This is a genomic window from Streptomyces sp. NBC_00539 (genome assembly GCF_036346105.1).
GTDB lineage: Bacteria > Actinomycetota > Actinomycetes > Streptomycetales > Streptomycetaceae > Streptomyces.
This window is the reverse complement of record NZ_CP107811.1, coordinates 2,694,542-2,712,563: the sequence shown is the minus strand read 5'-3', so window position 1 is coordinate 2,712,563 and position 18,022 is coordinate 2,694,542. Positions and strand designations below refer to the sequence as shown.

Here is an 18,022-nt window from a genome sequence, read left to right as displayed (position 1 = left end):
CGTCAGGAGGCCGCCCGGGCCACCTTCAGCACCGCCGCGGTCAGGGGGAGGTTCTCCGGGGCCGTACCGCCCGGGAAGCCGAAGCGGCGGCGCGTGTACCCGTACGCGATGCCCGTGACGGGGTCCGCGAAGCCGTTCGCGCCCGCCGCGCCGCAGTGCCCGAACGCCTCCGGACCCACCGCCGGCTGCCGTTCGAAGCCCAGCGCGAAGTGGTCCGCCTCCGAGGTCACCCGGTCCTCGCCCGGGGTGTGCGGCTTCGCGATCTCGGCGACCGTCTGCGGCAGCAGCAGCGCCGGCCGGCCGTCGACCCCGCTGATCGCCGCCGCGTACATGCCCGCGATCGCGGCCGCCGTGCCGACACCGCCCGCCGACGCCGGACCCTGCGCCTTCACCAGGGGGTGGTTGGCGTACGCGACGAGGTCCAGCGGCGGATCGGTGTGCCAGTTGAACGCGATCGGCATCAGCTCGGGCCGCGGCGCCGCCGCCGCGATCTCCAGCTGCGCGGGCGTCGGCAGCGCCTCCAGGACCGGCTTCCAGCGGGACTCCGCCTCCGCCGGCAACCCCAGGTACAGGTCCAGCCCGTACGGCGCGCGCACGCGCTCCTCGTAGACCTCCTGGACCGAGCGGCCGGTGACCCGCCGTACGACCTCACCGGTCAGCGCGGCGATGACGAGTGCGTGGTACCCGTACGCCGTCCCCGGCTCCCAGTACGGCTTCGTGGCCGCCAGCCGGGCCGCGACCAGCGCGTCGTCGGCCAGCTCCTCGATGGTGAAGCCCTCGGGGGTGTTGACCAGGCCGGCCCGGTGCGAGACCAGCTCCCGCACCGTCAGCCGCTCCTTGCCGTCGCCGGTGAACTCCGGCCAGTACGAGACGACCGGCCGGTCCAGTTCCAGCACGCCGTCCTGGACGAGCAGCGCCACCACCAGGTGAGCCGCGCCCTTGCTGATCGAGAAGACGCCGGTGAGGGTCTCGCCGTCGGTGTCCTCGCCCGCCCACAGGTCGACGACCGTGCGCCCGTGGTGGCGTACGGCCAGCTGTGCCTCCGGCGAGTGCCGCTCGGCCGCCACCACGGCCTCGAACTCGGCCCGGACCGTCTCCCAGCCCGCCGCCACGGTGCCGTTCACCTGCACGCTCATGTAATCCCCCTGTGGTACCCGTACGTATCGAATGCACGGCCCAACTGGCGCTCATCAGCTGGTATTCCTGGGTCTGCGCGAATCCGTCACCTCCGCCTCCGGCCCCGGCTCCCTTACGGGTGAACGCGCCCGCGGCGTCGTTCCGGCCCGCCCCGAGCCCCCGTTGGTCCGGGCATGAACCGCACCCGCACCGCCGCCCTCGCCCTCTCCGCCGCCCTGGCGGCCCTCGCCCCGGCCCTCGCCCAGTCCGCCGCCACCGCCGCCCAGGGCACCTACCTGCAGGACCCGGCAGGCGGCGAGAAGGCGATGAAGTCGATGTGGACGAAGGACGACATGCACAAGGTGGAAGCCCAGTTCCGCCTCTACCCGACCATCCAGTACAAGACCGTCAAGCGGACCGAATCCAAGGGCGGCCAGCAGTGGGAGCGGGACGTCCCCGACCCCAAGACGCTCGCCTGGATGCCCTCGTACGAGTTCGCGTGGTCGGTCGCCGACTCCCAGCTCGTCAAGAAGGCGGTGACGACGAAGGACGGCAAGCACCCGATCGTCCTGCACGCCGTGCTGCTCACCCCCGGCCGGGCGAAGGCGGCGGAGGTGGACCAGGAGCTGACCGGCCGGCCGGCCACGGGCCGGGTCAAGGTCCCGGGCGGGAAGCGGATCGCCTGCGACACCGGTCGGTACACGGTGGAGTGGTCGCTCACCCGCTCCGGCTACGGGACGCTCCGGGGAACCCTGCCCTGGGACTCCGGCTGCGAGCAGTACCGTACGGCGTTCTCGGACGACAACGGGCACATCAAGTAGAACGGGCCGGGGCGGGCCGAGTTCGGAAGGCCGGCCGCCCGCGCACCTTGTGGGTGGTCGCAGGGCGGCTGGGGCCGCGGCCTCGGATCAAGGGCCGTGGAAGTCATGATGCCGCATGGGGTGGGGGCGGCGTGCGGTGAGGAGCGCGTATCGCGCTCAGTGCTTCTTGCGGGCCGCGGCGGCCTTGGCGGAGATGTCCTCCAGGACGCTCTTGGCGTCGCCCGACGGTTCCACCGCACGGCCGATGTTGCGCTTGATGGTGTCGCTGACCGTCACCCAGGACGGGTCGTTCACCGGGTACAGCTGGGCGCCGCGCAGCGCGGTCAGGAACTGCTCGTCGTTCCTGTCGAGGCCGCCGCCCGCCGGGGTGCGCGAGGCGGTGACGGTCGCGGGCAGCAGGTGGTAGCGGTTGGCGAAGTCCGACAGGTTCTTGTCCTGGTAGACGAAGTCCAGGAACTTGCCGATCTCCGGCCCCTTGCCGTTCTGCTTGAACGCCATCATCCAGTCCGCCACGCCGACGGTCGGCGGGGTCTCGCCCGACCCGAGCGTGTTCGAGACCGGCATGGGGACGGTGCCGACGCTGATGCCCTTGGCGCGGGCCTCGTAGGCGAGCGACGGGTAGCCGTTGACCATGCCGACCTCGCCGCGCAGGAACGCGGTGAAGGCGTCGGCGCGGTTGAGCTGCGACGGAGCGACGGGTCCGGTCAGACCGGGGGTGACCAGGTTGTCCTTGACCCACTCGAAGGTCTCTATGTTCTGCTCCGACGCGAGGCTGTAGTTGCCGCTGCTGTCGGCGTAGCCGCCGCCGTTGCTCAGCTCCCAGATGAGCGCCTCCGCGTGCGCCTCCTCAGGGCCCAGGGGAAGGGCGTACGGAACCTTCACGCCCTTCTCCTTGAGGGCCTTGGCGTCGGCCTTGAGGTCGTTCCACGTCTTGGGGGCCGGGATTCCGGCCTGCTTGAACAGGCCCTCGTTGTAGAAGAGCAGACGGCTGCTCGCCACGAAGGGCAGGCCGTAGAGGGTGTTGCCGATCGAACCGGCCTCGGCGAGGGGCTGGAGGAAGTTCGCCTCGGCGGTGATGGCGAGGAGGTCATCGGCGGTATAGAGCTTGCCCTGCGCCGCGAAGTCGGAGTACGAGCCCATGAGTGCCATGTCCGGCGCGTGGCCGGCCTTGACCATGCGGGAGACCTCGCGGTCGATGTCGGCCCAGGGAAGCAGCTGCACCTCGACTTTGATGCCGGGATTGGCGGCGGTGAAGTCCTGCGTCACCTTGTCCCAGTACACCTTGGAACTGGTGGCCGGACTGTCGCCGTATTCCGCGGCGACCAGGCGCAGCGTGCCGCTGTCACCTGCGCCGTCGTCGGAGCTGCCACAGCCTGCGAGAGGTATCAATAGGCCGATTACGGCCGCACCGGCGGTTGGGCCGAACATTCTTCGTCGCACGGGTGGATTCCCCTGAGTTTCTTCTGATTCCCGGTGTTACTTATGAGTTACTCCGGGCCGAGGTGTCCCCTTCATGGCCCGTTGGCCGGAATTCTCTCCTGACGGCAGGGCGGTTGGTCCCATTGGGGCGGCAGTTGTGGGCAATGCTCCAACTGGCGTTATTCCCTATGGTGTTTTCCGATATCTGATCAACAAATCCGACGCGCGTAGACATGGCGAAACGCCCGTTTCCGGCCTGGGAAACGGGTCGATGGTCGGTCAGGGCCGCCGGGGTCCGCGGCGGCGGCGCCGCTCAGTCGGCGAAGTCGCCCGCGTACGGGTCGGGCTCGCCCGTCTCGGGGTTGCGGCCCTCCTGCCAGCGGCGCTGGGCCTTGCGCCAGTGCACGAAGCTGAGGTGCCCGCCGTCCCAGAACGTGATGCTGACGGGGCTGACGTCGAACTCGTCGGAGCAGAGCCGGTAGAGGAATTCGGCCATGCCGTACGGGTAGAGGGCGAACGGGTCCGCGTTGTGCCGTCCGATGACGAGGACGGGCCACCGGTCCGGGTCGGGGTCGACGGTCAGCCAGCACAGGATGTCGGAGCCGCCGGTGACGCCCCAGGCGATGATCGACTCGGGGTCCACGTCGAAGGCGGCCCGGCCGCCCTCCGCCTCCCACACCTGCCGGGCGTTCTCGGTCTCCTCCGCCATCTCGGCGGGGGCCCACTGGAGTCCGGGCTTGGGGAGCGGCAGCAGGATGCCGGCCTCGCCGTTGATGGAGCCGGAGCCGAAACGGCCCATGAACGCGATGAAATCGGCCGGGAACCGGGTCCCCCAGGCCGCCTCCGCGGCGGGCCAGTCGATGTCCTCGTCGGCGCCGTGCGTCGCGGGCATGATCTGCTCCAGCGCCTTGACCGCAACGTTCTCCGTCATGCCGCTCCCCTGCCACCCCAGCTCAACCGCCTCAACCTACCCCCGGGGCGTCGCGTCGCCTAGGCGGTCCCGCTCGGCGGTCACCACTTCCACCCGGCATCCGGGGCGCAGGTGCCACTCCGCCATGGCGCCGGCCGCGGCTTCCAGGACGTGGCGGGAGCGGGGGCGGGGCAGGCCGAGGCGGCCGGGGGGCATCGTGGTCACGGCGATCACGGTGAGGTTCCGGTCGAGGTACGCCACGTCGATGGCGAAGCGCATCCGGAAGGTGTGGACGCTGCCCGCGGGGGTCAGCAGCAGGGCCCCGGTGACCCCGTCCCGGCCGAGCAGGCCGCGGGTGCGGGCCCGGTACGAGGCCGCGATCTCCAGCGGGACCTCCACGAGGGACCCCGCCGCCCCCGACTCCCCGGCTCCGGGCGGTGCGCAGACCCTGAGGGTGGCTTCGCCGTCCGTCCAGTGCCGCCTGATCGCCATGTCCGTCAGGGTAGGCGCCGACGCGTCCCGGCCGATGGGCCCCCGGGCCCATGTCCCCGCCGCCCGCCGGGGCCTACGGTCGGCGGATGGGCCTGGCCGTGATCATCCTCGCCGCCGTCTACGGCGTGACCGGCGGGCTGCTGCTGCCCCGCGCCGCCTACCGGCTGTCCGTGGAGCCGGACCGGCCCTGGCGGGACCGCTGCCCCGAGGGCCACCCGCTGCCCGGCTGGCTCGGCCTCGCCCGCTGCCCGGGGGGCTCGTCACCCGCGCGGCCGCACCCGTACGGGCCCTCCTGGGCCCGCACCGCCGCGCTGACCGGCGCGGTCTGCGCCGCCCTCGCCGCGGCCGGGGGCCCGCGCCCCGAGGTGGCCGCCTTCGTGGTGCTCGCGCCCGCCCTGGTCCTGCTCGCCCTCGTGGACCTCGCCGTGCACCGGCTGCCCGACCCGCTGACCCTGCCGCTCGCCGCGCTCACCGCCGCACTGCTCGGCGGCGCGGCCCTCTTGCCCGGCGCCGCCGGGTCGTGGCGGCTCGCCCTGCTCGGCGGGGCGGCGCTCGGGGCCTCGTACCTCGTGCTGTTCCTGATCAACCCCGCCGGGATGGGCTTCGGCGACGTCAAACTGGCGCTCTCGCTCGGGGTCGCTCTTGGGTGGTACGGGTGGGGGGTATGGATCGCGGGGGCGTTCCTCGGCTTCCTCTACGGCGCCGCATACGGCCTCGCCCTTGTGCTGCGCGGCCGCGGGGGACCCGGGGCGGCCTTCCCCTTCGGACCCTTCATGGCCGCCGGCGCTCTCACCGGAATGCTGCTGGGCGGATTCGGAGCGTAATCGTTTCGCGCCGATGCACGCAGGATGCTTTACGAAGGGTTATGGTGGAACCCCCCCCTCGGGCCGGTCCGTATCCCCCCCACGGACCGGCCCGTTTTTCGTTTTTCGCCGCCCCTGCGGGCACCGCCGCGAAATCGCAGGTCAGTGCCGCGGGGAGACCTCAGCCCCGCTGGGCCCAGATGTTGGTGCCCGGAGTCGAGACCGCGTAGGAGTCGATCTCCTCCAGTTCCTGTGGGCTCAGCGGCGGACCGGCCAGCGCGGCCACGTTCTCCTCCAGCTGCGCCACGCTCGACGCGCCGATGAGGGCCGAGGTCATCCGGCCGTCCCGGAGGACCCAGTTCAGCGCCAGCTGCGCCAGCGACTGCCCGCGCCGGCCGGCGATGTCGTTCAGGCCGTTGAGCCTGCGCACGACGTCGTCCGAGAGCAGGCCCGGGTCCAGCGACTTGCCCTGGGCGGCCCGCGAGCCCTCGGGGATGCCCTTGAGGTACTTGCCCGTCAGCAGCCCCTGCGCGAGCGGCACGAAGGAGATGCAGCCCATGCCGGCGTCCTCCAGGACGTCCAGCAGCCCGTCCTCCTCCGTCCAGCGGTTGATCATGGAGTAGGAGGGCTGGTGGATGAGGGGACGTACGCCCATCTCCGTGAGGATCCGCGCCGCCTCGGCCGTCTGCTCGGCCGTGTAGGAGGAGACGCCGACGTACAGCGCCTTGCCCTGCTGCACCGCGGACGCCAGGGCGCCCATGGTCTCCTCCAGCGGGGTCTCGGGGTCGAAGCGGTGCGAGTAGAAGATGTCGACGTAGTCGACGCCCATCCGCTCGAGCGAGGCGTCGAGCGAACCGAGCAGGTACTTGCGGCTGCCCCATTCGCCGTACGGGCCCGGGTGCATCAGGTAGCCGGCCTTGGTGGAGAGCACCAGTTCCTCGCGGTGGGACGCGAAGTCCTGCGCGAAGATCTTGCCGAAGTTCAGCTCGGCCGAACCGGGCGGCGGGCCGTAGTTGTTGGCGAGGTCGAAGTGGGTGACGCCGAGGTCGAAGGCGCGGCGCAGGATGGAACGCTGCGACTCGAGCGACTTGTCGTCGCCGAAGTTGTGCCACAGGCCGAGGGAGACGGCGGGGAGTTTGAGGCCGCTGCGGCCGGTGCGGCGGTACTCCATGGAGTCGTAGCGCGAGGGCTCTGCCCGATAGGGATTGGTATCAGTCACGTTGTCCTCCCTATCACGGACCTGTGACCGGCCGAGTTGGGTACCCGATCCCGGCGCGCAGTAATGTGGCGGCTCGGGGGTAGGGACCGCAATCCGCACGGGGGACGCACGGAGGGGCTGGAAGATCGTGAAGCTGCGCGACCTGGTGTACAGGCTCTACGCACGCCGGGTGGAAGGCCGCCTCGACCACGACGCGTCGCCCAAGCACATCGGCGTGATCCTGGACGGGAACAGGCGCTGGGCGAAGGCGTCCGGAGGCACGACGGAACAGGGCCACCAGGCCGGGGCCGACAAGATCTCCGAAATGCTGGGCTGGTGCACCGAGACGGACGTCGAGGTCGTCACCTTGTGGATGCTCTCCACCGACAACCTGGACCGGCCGGAAGTCGAGCTCCGTCCGCTGCTCAACATCATCGAGAACACCGTGCGGGGCCTCGCCGCGGACGGCCGCTGGCGGGTCCACCACGTCGGCAACCTGGACATCCTCCCGGCCGGAACCCAGACGGTGCTCAAGGAGGCCGAGCAGGCCACGCACGACGTCGAGGGGATACTCGTCAACGTCGCGGTGGGCTACGGCGGCCGGCAGGAGATCGCGGACGCGGTCCGCTCGCTGCTGCTGGAGCACGCCGAGAAGGGCACCTCGTTCGAGGAGCTCGCCGAGGTCCTGGACATCGACCACATCGCCGAGCACCTCTACACGCGCGGCCAGCCCGACCCCGACCTGGTGATCCGCACCAGCGGCGAGCAGCGGTTGTCCGGTTTCATGCTGTGGCAGAGCGCCCATTCGGAGTACTACTTCTGCGAGGTCTTCTGGCCGGCCTTCCGCAAGGTCGACTTCCTGCGGGCCCTGCGCGACTACGCCGCGCGCCACCGCCGGTACGGCACCTGAGCCGCGGGACCTGACGCCCCCTCGGGGCCGTCCGGGTGCCTCCCCCTCCCGTCGCGAAGCCTTCACCAGCGGTTCACCGAGCGTCCGTCATATGCCATGGCATGGGCGCACCGGTTCGAGGGCATACCCCTAGCAGGTCGACGCCCGATCCACGGGTGTCGAGTCTCAGCGGACGGCATGGGGCCGTCCGCCCGGGAGGCCCTTTGCACCAGGACGCGCGTGCGGTTCGCACGGACGTAGTGGAGGGCCGGAATTCGGCCCGCGCATGGGTGCCGATGACCGGTCCGGTCTTCATGGCCCGACCTCTTCCGAGGGGGTACGTCCTTCCGTGGTGACCAGCACAAAGCGCCGCCTGCCCGACAGGCGGACCTACGTCCTCGACACCAGCGTCCTGCTGGCAGACCCCAACGCGGTATCCCGCTTCGAGGAGCACGAGGTCGTGCTCCCGATCGTGGTGATCACCGAGCTGGAGGCCAAGAGGCACCATCCCGAACTCGGCTACTTCGCGCGCCAGGCCCTGCGCCTGCTCGACGACTTCCGGGTCCGCTACGGTCGCCTCGACGCCCCCATCCCGCTGGGCGATCTGGGCGGCACCCTGCGCGTCGAACTCAACCACTCCGACCCCGGCGTCCTGCCGGCGGGCTTCCGGCTGGGGGACAACGACTCCCGCATCCTGGCCGTCGCCCGCAACCTCCAGGCCGAGGGCTACGACGTCACGGTGGTCTCGAAGGACCTGCCGCTGCGCATCAAGGCCTCCTCGGTGGGGCTGCTCGCCGAGGAGTACCGGGCCGAGCTCGCGATCACCGACAGCGGCTGGACCGGCATGAGCGAGCTCGCGCTCTCCGGGGAACAGGTCGACCTGCTCTTCTCGGAGGAGCGGCTCTACGTGCCGGAGGCCGCCGAACTGCCGGTCCACACCGGGCTCGTCCTCCAGTCCGAGCGGGGCAAGGCGCTCGGCCGGGTCACGGCGGACGGCAACGTCCGCCTCGTGCGCGGCGACCGCGAGGCCTTCGGGCTGCACGGCCGCAGCGCCGAGCAGCGCATCGCCCTGGACCTGCTGCTCGATCCCGAGATCGGGATCCTCTCCATGGGCGGCCGGGCCGGCACCGGAAAGTCGGCGCTGGCGCTGTGCGCGGGCCTGGAGGCGGTCCTGGAGCGCAGGCAGCACCAGAAGGTGATGGTCTTCCGGCCGCTGTACGCGGTGGGCGGGCAGGACCTCGGCTACCTGCCGGGCGACGCCGCCGAGAAGATGAGCCCCTGGGCGCAGGCGGTCTTCGACACCCTCTCCTCCGTCGCCGGGCGGGAGGTCATCGAGGAGGTGCTGAACCGCGGGATGCTGGAGGTCCTGCCCCTCACGCACATCCGGGGCCGTTCGCTGCACGACGCCTTCGTGATCGTGGACGAGGCCCAGTCGCTGGAGCGCAACGTCCTGCTGACCGTGCTGTCCCGGATCGGTGCCAACTCGCGGGTCGTCCTGACCCACGACGTGGCCCAGCGGGACAACTTGAGGGTCGGCCGGTACGACGGGGTGGTCGCGGTCGTTGAGAAGCTCAAGGGGCACCCGCTGTTCGCGCACGTCACGCTGACGCGTTCCGAGCGCTCCCCGATCGCCGCGCTCGTCACCGAGATGCTGGAGGCGCTGTGACGGGGGCCGCCCGTCGGCCCTGACGGCGAAAAGGGGCAGAAACCCCATAGGTGCACGATGAGTTGGCGCCGCCCGACAAAGGTCCAGCAGCCTAGCCGGGCGGCGTCGTGCTGCACAGGTCTTCGCCGCAATCGGGGGCGTTCGGGCAGGTGTGACCTTTCCCACGCAACGTGGAATTGCCCTGCGGCGTCGCGGTCCGGCAGAGTCTGCTTTCCGTCAGGCCCCGCATACGGCACTTCTGTACCTCTCGCGAGGTACGCGCACACCAACAACTCCAGAGCCGGTCGCCGTATGCCGCCCGAGCTAGACGGCAGCTCCCGCGAGGGAGTTGCCCCGGGTCCGCGCCTCCAGTGACCGCAGATTCATGGAGGCCAGTGTCGAGGGGCACTATTGCGCCCGCGCGGTCACTGCGGACGCTGCTGGAAGGACACCGTGTGAGCCGGATCTCGGTCCGGGGGTTCGCAGTGGCTTCGGCCACCGCGGTCACCACCGTCGGCGCAGTCGTAGGCGTTGCAGCGGGCGACGCCACCCCGAACGACATCGAAACGACCGCCGCCGGAACGACTCTCCTCACTGACATCCCGGTCGGCGACCAGGCGCAGGTCCAGAGCGCGTCCCTGACGCAGCAGGCCGACGCCATCGCCCACGCCGCCGACGCCGACGCCAAGCGCTCGGCCGAGGAAGCGGCACGCGTCCAGGCCGCGCAGGACGCCAAGGCGAAGAAGACGGACGCCGAGGCCGCGGAGAAGAAGAAGCAGGCCGAAGCGGAAGCGAAGAAGCGCGACGAGGAGCAGGTCGCCAGCCGCTCCGCGACGCGCAGCGCCGGAGACTTCGCCGTCCAGGGCTCCTACACGGTCGCCCAGGTCAAGGAAATCGCCCGCCAGATCGTGCCGGCCGGCCAGTTCCAGTGCTTCTCCAACATCATCAACGAGGAATCGACCTGGAACTACCAGGCCGTGAACTCCTCCTCGGGCGCCTACGGCCTGGTCCAGGCCCTGCCCGGCTCCAAGATGGCCTCGGCGGGCGCCGACTGGCGCACCAACCCGGCCACGCAGATCCAGTGGGGCCTGGGCTACATGAACGACCGGTACGGCAGCCCGTGCAGCGCCTGGAGCTTCCACCAGAGCAACGGCTGGTACTGAGTCTGCGAGCCGCCTCGGGAACCCGGCTGCGGCGAACAACCTCGGGGAGCCCCGCACCGTCCTACGGTGCGGGGCTCCCGCGCGTGTACGGTCGGGCGAGTGCGTCCGCGGTCGGGGGGAAAGGGAAAGACATGACGAAGAGGGCAGGCTGGCTCGGCCGGATCGGCAGAGGGCTCAGCCAGATCGGCGCGCGGCTGGACGAACGGCGGGCCGAGGTCGAGGCGGAGACCGCCGTCGACGTGCCCGTCCCCGTCCCGCTCCCCATGGACGGACCGGTGCCCGCGACCGTGGTGGCCCCCGGTGGCGCCTCCGGCTGGCGGGAGCGGCCCGACCCGGTGACGGTCATCCCGTGGGGCATGCGGGTGGCCGCCGAGGCCAGTTGGCGGCTGCTGCTCCTGGCCGGGATGCTCTGGGTGCTGATGAAGGTGATCAGCGAGGTCCGCCTCGTGGTGCTCGCCTTCTCCGCCGCCCTGCTCGTCACCGCCCTGCTCCAGCCCTTCGTCGTACGACTGCGCAGGCTCGGGCTGCCGCGCGGGCTCGCCACGGCCGTGACCGCGATCCTCGGTTTCGTCGTGATCGGCCTGGTCGGCTGGTTCGTGGTCTGGCAGGTCATGGAGAACCTCGACACCCTCTCCGCCCGGGTGCGCGAGGGCATCGACGAACTCAAACTCTGGTTGCTGGACAGCCCGTTCCACGTCACCGAGAAGCAGATCAACGACATCGCGAAGAGCCTCACCGACACCATCGGCACCAACACCGAGCAGATCACCTCCGCCGGCCTGCAGGGCGTGACGGTGCTCGTCGAGGTACTCACGGGCATCCTGCTCTCGATGTTCTCGACGCTCTTCCTGCTCTACGACGGCAAGCGCATCTGGACCTGGGTGCTCGGCCTGGTCCCGCGCGCGGCCCGCCCCGGGGTCGCCGGCGCCGGCCCGCGTGCCTGGCGCACGCTGACCGCATACGTCCGGGGCACCGTGCTCGTCGCCCTCATCGACGCCGTCTTCATCGGCCTCGGGCTGTACTTCCTCGACGTCACGATGGCGGTACCGCTCGCCGTCTTCATCTTCCTGTTCGCCTTCATCCCGCTCGTCGGCGCGGTCGTCTCCGGCGCCCTGGCCGTGGTGGTGGCCCTGGTGACCCAGGGGCCGTTCATCGCCCTGATGGTCCTCGCGGTGGTGCTGGCGGTGCAGCAGCTGGAGGGGCACGTGCTCCAGCCGTTCATCCTGGGCCGCGCCGTACGGGTGCACCCGCTCGCGGTGGTGCTGGCGGTGGCGGCCGGCGGGATGGTCGCCGGCATCGGCGGTGCGGTGGTCGCCGTGCCGCTGGTGGCCGTCACCAACACCGTCGTGGTGTACCTGCGGGCGTACTCGCGCGACCAGCAGCGCGCGGCGGCCGCCGCGACGGGCCCGGGCCCGCACGGCGCCACGGCCCTGCCGCAGGCCGAGCGGGACCAGGGCGCGCACGCGTAGTCCCCGTCGGGGCGGGCTCCTCGGGTCCGCGGAACCGACAAGGCCCCCGCTGCCGGTGGACGGCGGCGGGGGCCTTGGTGGTCGTACGCGTACGAGGGGTGCCTACTCGGCGGCGAGGGCGTCCTCGGCGTCGAGGGTGACGGCGACGGCCTGGATCACCGAGGCGATCTTGAAGGCCTCCTGGACCGTCTCGCGGCCGACACCGGCCTTGCGCAGCACCTGCTCGTGCGAGTCGAGGCACTGGCCGCAGCCGTTGATCGCGGAGACCGCGAGCGACCACAGCTCGAAGTCGACCTTCTCCACACCCGGGTTGCCGATGATGTTCATCCGCAGGCCCGCGCGCAGGGTGCCGTACTCCGGGTCGGACAGCAGGTGCCGGGTCCGGTAGAAGACGTTGTTCATCGCCATGACCGCGGCCGCGGACTTGGCGGCGGTGTACGCCTCCGGCGACAGGGCCGCCTTCGCCTCCGGCTCCAGCTCACGCAGGACGCGCGCGGAGCGGGCGGCGATCGCGCAGGCCAGGACCGTGCCCCACAGCTGCTGCTGCGGCAGGTCGCTGTTGCCGATGACCGAACCGAGGTTCAGCCTCAGGTCCTTGGCGAAGTCCGGGACGGCGGCCTTGAGGGAGTCGAGGGACATCGTCACTCACCGGCCAGCAGCGCGCCGGCGTCCAGGGTGCCCTCGCCCTTGTTCCAGTTGCAGGGGCACAGCTCGTCGGTCTGCAGGGCGTCGAGGACCCGCAGGACCTCCTTGGGGTTACGGCCCACGGAACCGGCGGTCACCATCGTGAACTGGATCTCGTTGTTCTGGTCGACGATGAAGACGGCGCGCTGCGCGAAGCCGTCCTCGCCCTGCACGCCACAGGCCTGCATGAGCTCGTGCTTGGAGTCGGCCAGCATCGGGAAGGGCAGGTCACGCAGGTCGGCGTGGTCCTTGCGCCAGGCGTGGTGGACGAACTCCGAGTCGCCGGAGACGCCGAGGATCTGGGCGTCCCGGTCCTGGAACTCCTCGTTGAGCTTGCCGAAGGCGGCGATCTCGGTCGGGCAGACGAAGGTGAAGTCCTTCGGCCAGAAGAACACCACGCGCCACTTGCCCTCGTAGGTCTTGTGGTCGATCTGCGCGAACTCGCTGCCGGCTTCGAGCGAGACGCAGGCGGTCAGATCGTAGGTGGGGAACTTGTCACCGACAGTGAGCACGTGCTCTCCTTGCGGACAGGAAAGTAACCCTTTTGGGGGCTTTCCAAGGGGGTTGGACGGATCTCACATGCTGGCACAGCTGCATTGATTACAGAAATAGCTACTCTTGTGCTTGGTGATCGGAGGTGCCTATCAGTGGCTATCGGTAATAGGGGAGCGAAGCTCGGACCGAAGAACGGTTCGGCCCGGCAGGCGACGCTCGCGCAGCTGCGCGCCTTCGCCGCCGTCGCCGAGCACCTGCACTTCCGCGACGCCGCCGCGGCGATCGGGATGAGCCAGCCGGCCCTGTCCGGTGCCGTCTCCGCCCTGGAGGAGGCCCTCGGCGTCCGGTTGCTGGAGCGCACCACCCGCAAGGTGCTGCTGTCCCCGGCCGGCGAGCGGATCGCCGCCCGGGCGCGGGCCGTGCTCGACGCGATGGGCGCCCTGCTGGAGGAGTCCGAGGCGGTGCGCGCGCCCTTCACGGGGATGCTGCGGCTCGGTGTGATCCCCACCGTGGCCCCGTACCTGCTGCCGACCGTGCTCGGGCTGTTCCACCGCCGCTACCCCGGCATGGACCTCCAGGTGCACGAGGAGCAGACGGCCTCGCTGCTGGAGGGACTGGCCGGCGGACGCCTCGACCTGCTGCTGCTCGCGGTACCGCTCGGCGTCCCCGGGGTCACCGAACTCCCGCTCTTCGACGAGGACTTCGTCCTGCTCGCACCCAGGGAGCACCCCCTCGCCGGGCGCAGGGACATCCCCCGCGAGGAACTGCGCGAGCTCCAGCTGCTGTTGCTCGACGAGGGCCACTGCCTGCGGGACCAGGCCCTGGACATCTGCCGGGAGGCCGGGCGCACGGCCGGGGCGGACGTCACCACCACCGCGGCCGGGCTCTCCACGCTCGTGCAACTCGTCGCCGGGGGACTCGGGGTGACGCTGCTGCCGCGTACGGCGCTGCGCCTGGAGACCGCCCGCAACGAATACCTGGCCACCGGTTACTTCGCCGAGCCGGCCCCCTCGCGGCGCATCGCGCTGGCCATGCGGACCGGGACCGCCCGCCAGGAGGAGTTCACGGCGATCGCCGCCTCGCTGCGGGAAGCAGTACGCCCGCTCCCGGTCTGGCCGACCGACCAGGCCTGAGCCGGCCCCGCACCCGCCGGCCCGTTCAGGACTCGGGATCGGCCCGGGGCCGGCCGCGGGGCGGGATCGGGGCCGCGCCGCCCGGGAGGCGGCCGGACTCGGCGAGGGCGCGCCGGAGCAGGAACTCGATCTGGGCGTTCGCGCTGCGCAGCTCCTCACCCGCCCAGCGCGCCAGCGCCTCGTACACCTGCGGGTCCAGCCGCAGCAGCACCTGCTTGCGCGCCTGGCGCCCCGCACGCGCGCCCCGCTCCGGCTCCTCGGCCGGGCCGGGTCCGGAGCGGGGCGCGCCGCCGGCGGGACTCACTGGTAGAGCGTGCCGGTGTTGAGGACGGGCTGGGCCGCGCGGTCGCCGCAGAGGACCACCATCAGGTTCGACACCATGGAGGCCTTGCGCTCCGGGTCCAGGTCCACGATGTCCTCCTCCGCCAGGCGGGTCAGGGCCAGCTCCACCATGCCCACCGCGCCCTCGACGATCTCCCGGCGGGCCGCCACCACGGCCCCGGCCTGCTGGCGCTGGAGCATCGCGGAGGCGATCTCGGGAGCGTACGCGAGATGCGTGAAGCGGGACTCGATGATGTGCACGCCCGCGGCTTCGACGCGGGTCGAGAGCTCGTCCGCGAGCTTGCGGGTGATCTCCTCGGCGTTGCCGCGCAGCGAGAGGCCGCCCTCTTCGTGGGCGTCGTAGGGGTACTCGATGGCGATGTGCCGCACGGCCGTCTCGGTCTGCGTCTCGACGAACTCGGTGAAGTCCTGGACCTCGAACACCGCGCGGGCCGTGTCCTCCACCCGCCACACCACGACCGCCGCCAGCTCGATGGGGTTGCCGTACGCGTCGTTGACCTTGAGGACGTTCGTCTCGTGGTTGCGGACGCGGGTGGAGACCTTCTCGCGGCTGGTCAGCGGGTTGACCCAGCGCAGCCCCTCGGTCCGGATCGTCCCCCGGTAGCGGCCGAAGAGCTGTACGACCCGCGCCTGCCCGGGGGCGATCGTGTTGAGCCCGCTCATCGCGAAGAACGCCGAGACGGCCAGCAGGATGCCCACCGCGATCAAGGCCACCTTGAGCGCGTCCGAGCCCATCACCGAGCCGAGGAGCACCAGGCCGGCACCGCCCGCGAGGCCCGCCAGGCCGAGCAGCAGGGCCGGGCCGCCGCCGATGCTGTGCGCGGTGAACTCCCTTATGTCACCGGACGATCCGTCGATCCGGCCGGATGCAGTGGCCGATGCAGTGGTCATGGTGCGCCCCCGTTTGTCGGTGATGCCCGGCCCGGTTCGGCCGGAGCTTCTAGCAAAGTGATATCACTTTTTGCCCCCACCGCAACCCTTGGGGCCTCAAGTGCGTCGGTTCCAGTGATGTGGGTGCTGATTCTCACGTCCGAAATGACCGGAATTGATCAGGGTTAGCCAACCTTTGTCACAGCCTGCGGTGTTAGTTTTCTGAGCTGACGTCGGGGGGGTAATCGAGCGGAGCGGGAGCGATGGGCCGAGCAGAAGCGCGACGGGCGCAGCAGCAGCGCGGTGCGCAGAAGGCACCGAGCGGGCGCCCAGGCGGGCGCGCGGACAAGGCGTCCGGTAAACGCACCGGCATACGCCGCTTCTTCACCTGGAAGAAGATCCTCGGAGCCTTCTTCGGGACGATCCTGCTCCTGGTGGCGGGTGCGATCGCCGCCTACTTCATGGTGGAGCCGCCGGACCCCCGCAACGACGCGGTGCTCCAGAGCAACACCTACAAGTACGCCGACGGCTCGATCATGGCGCGCACGGGAGAGAAGAACCGTGTCATCGTCCCGCTCGACAAGATCCCCGAGGACGTGCGGACGGCGTTCATCGCCATCGAGAACAAGTCCTTCTACAAGGACAGCGGCGTCGACCTGATGGGTGTGGGCCGCGGCCTGTTCAACACCCTCCGCGGCAAGGGCACGGCCGGCGGTTCGACGATCACCCAGCAGTACGTCAAGAACTACTACCTCACCCAGGACCAGTCGGCGTCCCGCAAGCTCCGCGAGCTGGTGATCGCCATCAAGGTCGACCAGCGCATGTCGAAGAACGACATCCTCGCCGGCTACCTCAACACCAACTTCTACGGCCGCAACGCCTACGGCATCCAGGCCGCCGCCCAGGCCTTCTACGGCGTCGACGCCGACAAGCTGACCCTCGCGCAGGGCGCGTACCTCGCCGCCGTCATCCAGGCCCCCAGCCAGTACGACCTGGCGTTCGCGGGCCCCAACGGCAGGCACCTGGTGAACGTCCGCTTCAACGCCGTGCTCGACAACATGGTCGAGATGGGCAAACTGGACCCCGCCACGCGCAAGACGATCCAGCTGCCGGAGCCCATCAAGCCCAAGCCCGCCCCCGGGATGGACGGCCAGAAGGGCTACCTGATCCAGGCGGCCAACGCCGAGCTGAACGCCCACGGCGTCAAGGACGAGCAGATCGCGGCCGGCGGCTGGACCTTCACGCTCAACATCGACAAGAAGAAGCAGGCCGCCCTGGAGAAGGCGGTCCAGGACAAGTTGGAGTCCCAGCTCGAACGCAAGAACGTCGAGCAAAGGCCGCAGGACCAGAGCGTGCAGGCCGGCGCCACCTCGGTGGACCCGAAGACCGGCGCGATCGTCGCGATGTACGGCGGCACGGGCCTGAGCGAGAAGTACGACAGCAACGCGCTGCGCAAGGACTTCCAGCCCGGCTCGACCTTCAAGCCGGTCGTGCTGGCCACCGCGCTGGAGACCGGGGCGACCACCCAGGACGGCCGCAAGATCACCCCGAACACCCTCTACGACGGCACGAGCAAGCGCCCCGTCGTCGGCAGCCCCGTCGCGTTCGCCCCGCAGAACCAGGACGACCACAACTACGGCGACCCGATGCTCACGGTCCAGGAGGCCACCAACTCCTCCGTGAACTCCGTCTACGCCCAGATGATCGTGGACGCCAAGCCGCCGAACGTGAAGAAGCAGGCGCTCGCCCTCGGCATGCAGGACCGCGACGGCTGGCCCGAGGACAAGCCGGCCATGTCGCTGGGCACCATGAGCGCCGACACCGTGGAAATGGCCGGCGTCTACGCCACCTTCGACAACCACGGCAAGAAGGTCACCCCGACCATCGTCAAGAAGGCCGAGCGCAAGGACGCCACGTACAACCCGGGCAGTCCCATCGGCGGCCAGGTCCTCAGCCACAAGACCGCCGACACCGTCACCAAGGTGCTCACGGGCGTGGTCGAGAACGGCTCCGGCCGAGCCGTGAAGAGCGACGCCTACGAGGCCGCCGGCAAGACCGGCACCACCGAGTCCAACGTGGCGGCCTGGTTCACCGGTTACACCCCGGAGCTCGTCACCGTCGTCGCGATGTTCGGTGAGGACCCCAACTCGCACAAGCAGGTCACCCTGACCGGTACCGCCGGCGGTGGCCGCGCGGGCGGCTCCAGCTTCCCCGCCGACATCTGGAAGGCGTACACCCAGTCCGCCCTCAGCGGCGTGAGCACCGACGAGTTCGACCTGTCGGACGCGGACATGGGCCCCGTCCAGGCGCCCACCCGCAGTGCGGCGCCCACCAAGGACCCGAGCCCGACCGCCACGGCGACGGGGAGCACCAAGTCGCCGACGACCACCACGAGCCCCACGAAGACCGGCGACCCGAGCAGCCACACCAAGGACCCGACGAAGACGGCCGACCCGACCAAGCCGACGAAGGACCCGACGAAGACCCCGGATCCGACGAAGTCGTTCCTCTTCCCGCCGCCGCCGCAGGAGCAGCAGCGACAGCCCTGACGGGCCGGAGAACGGGAAACCGCC

The 18,022-nt window shown here is 70.6% G+C and carries 17 protein-coding genes; 8 read left to right on the top strand and 9 right to left on the bottom strand.

Going from position 1 to position 18,022, the window contains the following annotated elements:
• Window positions 1–2: 2 nt before the first annotated feature.
• A complete protein-coding gene (locus tag OG861_RS11790) occupies window positions 3–1,136 on the bottom strand; it encodes a serine hydrolase domain-containing protein (protein ID WP_329197883.1) in 1,134 nt (377 codons plus the stop codon).
• Window positions 1,137–1,310: 174 nt separating this feature from the next.
• Here OG861_RS11790 and OG861_RS11785 point away from each other — a divergent pair, with 174 nt between their 5' ends.
• A complete protein-coding gene (locus OG861_RS11785; protein WP_329197885.1) occupies window positions 1,311–1,937 on the top strand; it encodes a hypothetical protein in 627 nt (208 codons plus the stop codon).
• 156 nt (window positions 1,938–2,093) lie between these two features.
• Here the strand turns inward: OG861_RS11785 and OG861_RS11780 are convergent, their stop codons facing one another.
• The 3 genes from OG861_RS11780 to OG861_RS11770 all read right to left on the bottom strand — a co-directional run bounded on the left by OG861_RS11780 (window position 2,094) and on the right by OG861_RS11770 (window position 4,752).
• Window positions 2,094–3,365: an extracellular solute-binding protein gene (locus OG861_RS11780; RefSeq protein ID WP_329202413.1), complete on the bottom strand. Its 1,272-nt coding sequence runs from the start codon at window positions 3,363–3,365 to the stop codon at window positions 2,094–2,096.
• A gap of 304 nt (window positions 3,366–3,669) precedes the next feature.
• Complete coding sequence (locus OG861_RS11775) at window positions 3,670–4,287, bottom strand: SMI1/KNR4 family protein (protein ID WP_329197887.1); 618 nt, start codon at window positions 4,285–4,287, stop codon at window positions 3,670–3,672.
• Window positions 4,288–4,323: 36 nt separating this feature from the next.
• Window positions 4,324–4,752, bottom strand: a complete 429-nt coding sequence (locus OG861_RS11770; protein ID WP_329202415.1) for a DUF192 domain-containing protein — start codon at window positions 4,750–4,752, stop codon at window positions 4,324–4,326.
• Window positions 4,753–4,844: 92 nt separating this feature from the next.
• Between OG861_RS11770 and OG861_RS11765 the strand changes: the two genes are divergently transcribed.
• On the top strand, window positions 4,845–5,582 hold the full coding sequence (locus tag OG861_RS11765; RefSeq protein WP_329197889.1) for an A24 family peptidase: 738 nt from the start codon (window positions 4,845–4,847) through the stop codon (window positions 5,580–5,582).
• 160 nt (window positions 5,583–5,742) lie between these two features.
• Here OG861_RS11765 and mgrA read toward each other — a convergent pair whose 3' ends face one another.
• Window positions 5,743–6,780, bottom strand: coding sequence for an L-glyceraldehyde 3-phosphate reductase (gene mgrA / locus OG861_RS11760; RefSeq protein ID WP_329197891.1), 1,038 nt, complete (start codon window positions 6,778–6,780; stop codon window positions 5,743–5,745).
• A 127-nt stretch (window positions 6,781–6,907) separates the two neighbouring features.
• On the opposite strand from mgrA, the gene OG861_RS11755 reads away from it, so the two are divergent.
• The 4 genes from OG861_RS11755 to OG861_RS11740 all read left to right on the top strand — a co-directional run bounded on the left by OG861_RS11755 (window position 6,908) and on the right by OG861_RS11740 (window position 11,925).
• Window positions 6,908–7,669, top strand: coding sequence for an isoprenyl transferase (locus tag OG861_RS11755; protein WP_136216151.1), 762 nt, complete (start codon window positions 6,908–6,910; stop codon window positions 7,667–7,669).
• 328 nt (window positions 7,670–7,997) lie between these two features.
• Window positions 7,998–9,314: a PhoH family protein gene (locus OG861_RS11750; protein WP_329197895.1), complete on the top strand. Its 1,317-nt coding sequence runs from the start codon at window positions 7,998–8,000 to the stop codon at window positions 9,312–9,314.
• A gap of 434 nt (window positions 9,315–9,748) precedes the next feature.
• Window positions 9,749–10,456, top strand: coding sequence for a transglycosylase SLT domain-containing protein (locus OG861_RS11745; RefSeq protein WP_329197897.1), 708 nt, complete (start codon window positions 9,749–9,751; stop codon window positions 10,454–10,456).
• Between the two features lie 131 nt (window positions 10,457–10,587).
• A complete protein-coding gene (locus OG861_RS11740) occupies window positions 10,588–11,925 on the top strand; it encodes an AI-2E family transporter (RefSeq protein ID WP_329197899.1) in 1,338 nt (445 codons plus the stop codon).
• 102 nt (window positions 11,926–12,027) lie between these two features.
• Here the strand turns inward: OG861_RS11740 and OG861_RS11735 are convergent, their stop codons facing one another.
• Together OG861_RS11735 and OG861_RS11730 are read right to left on the bottom strand one after the other, a co-directional pair.
• Entirely contained in the window at window positions 12,028–12,564 is a 537-nt protein-coding gene (locus OG861_RS11735; protein WP_329197901.1) for an alkyl hydroperoxide reductase, read from the bottom strand.
• Between the two features lie 2 nt (window positions 12,565–12,566).
• Complete coding sequence (locus OG861_RS11730; RefSeq protein WP_030159560.1) at window positions 12,567–13,121, bottom strand: peroxiredoxin; 555 nt, start codon at window positions 13,119–13,121, stop codon at window positions 12,567–12,569.
• A gap of 135 nt (window positions 13,122–13,256) precedes the next feature.
• On the opposite strand from OG861_RS11730, the gene OG861_RS11725 reads away from it, so the two are divergent.
• Window positions 13,257–14,237 (top strand): hydrogen peroxide-inducible genes activator, encoded by a 981-nt coding sequence (locus OG861_RS11725; protein WP_329197903.1) that lies wholly within the window; start codon window positions 13,257–13,259, stop codon window positions 14,235–14,237.
• A gap of 25 nt (window positions 14,238–14,262) precedes the next feature.
• Here OG861_RS11725 and OG861_RS11720 read toward each other — a convergent pair whose 3' ends face one another.
• Window positions 14,263–14,541 (bottom strand): hypothetical protein, encoded by a 279-nt coding sequence (locus OG861_RS11720; protein ID WP_229873444.1) that lies wholly within the window; start codon window positions 14,539–14,541, stop codon window positions 14,263–14,265.
• Complete coding sequence (locus tag OG861_RS11715) at window positions 14,538–15,470, bottom strand: SPFH domain-containing protein (protein WP_330261698.1); 933 nt, start codon at window positions 15,468–15,470, stop codon at window positions 14,538–14,540. Before OG861_RS11715 ends, OG861_RS11720 begins: the two co-directional genes overlap by 4 nt.
• A gap of 242 nt (window positions 15,471–15,712) precedes the next feature.
• Here OG861_RS11715 and OG861_RS11710 point away from each other — a divergent pair, with 242 nt between their 5' ends.
• Window positions 15,713–17,998 (top strand): transglycosylase domain-containing protein, encoded by a 2,286-nt coding sequence (locus tag OG861_RS11710; RefSeq protein WP_329197908.1) that lies wholly within the window; start codon window positions 15,713–15,715, stop codon window positions 17,996–17,998.
• The last annotated feature ends 24 nt before the right edge of the window (window positions 17,999–18,022 follow it).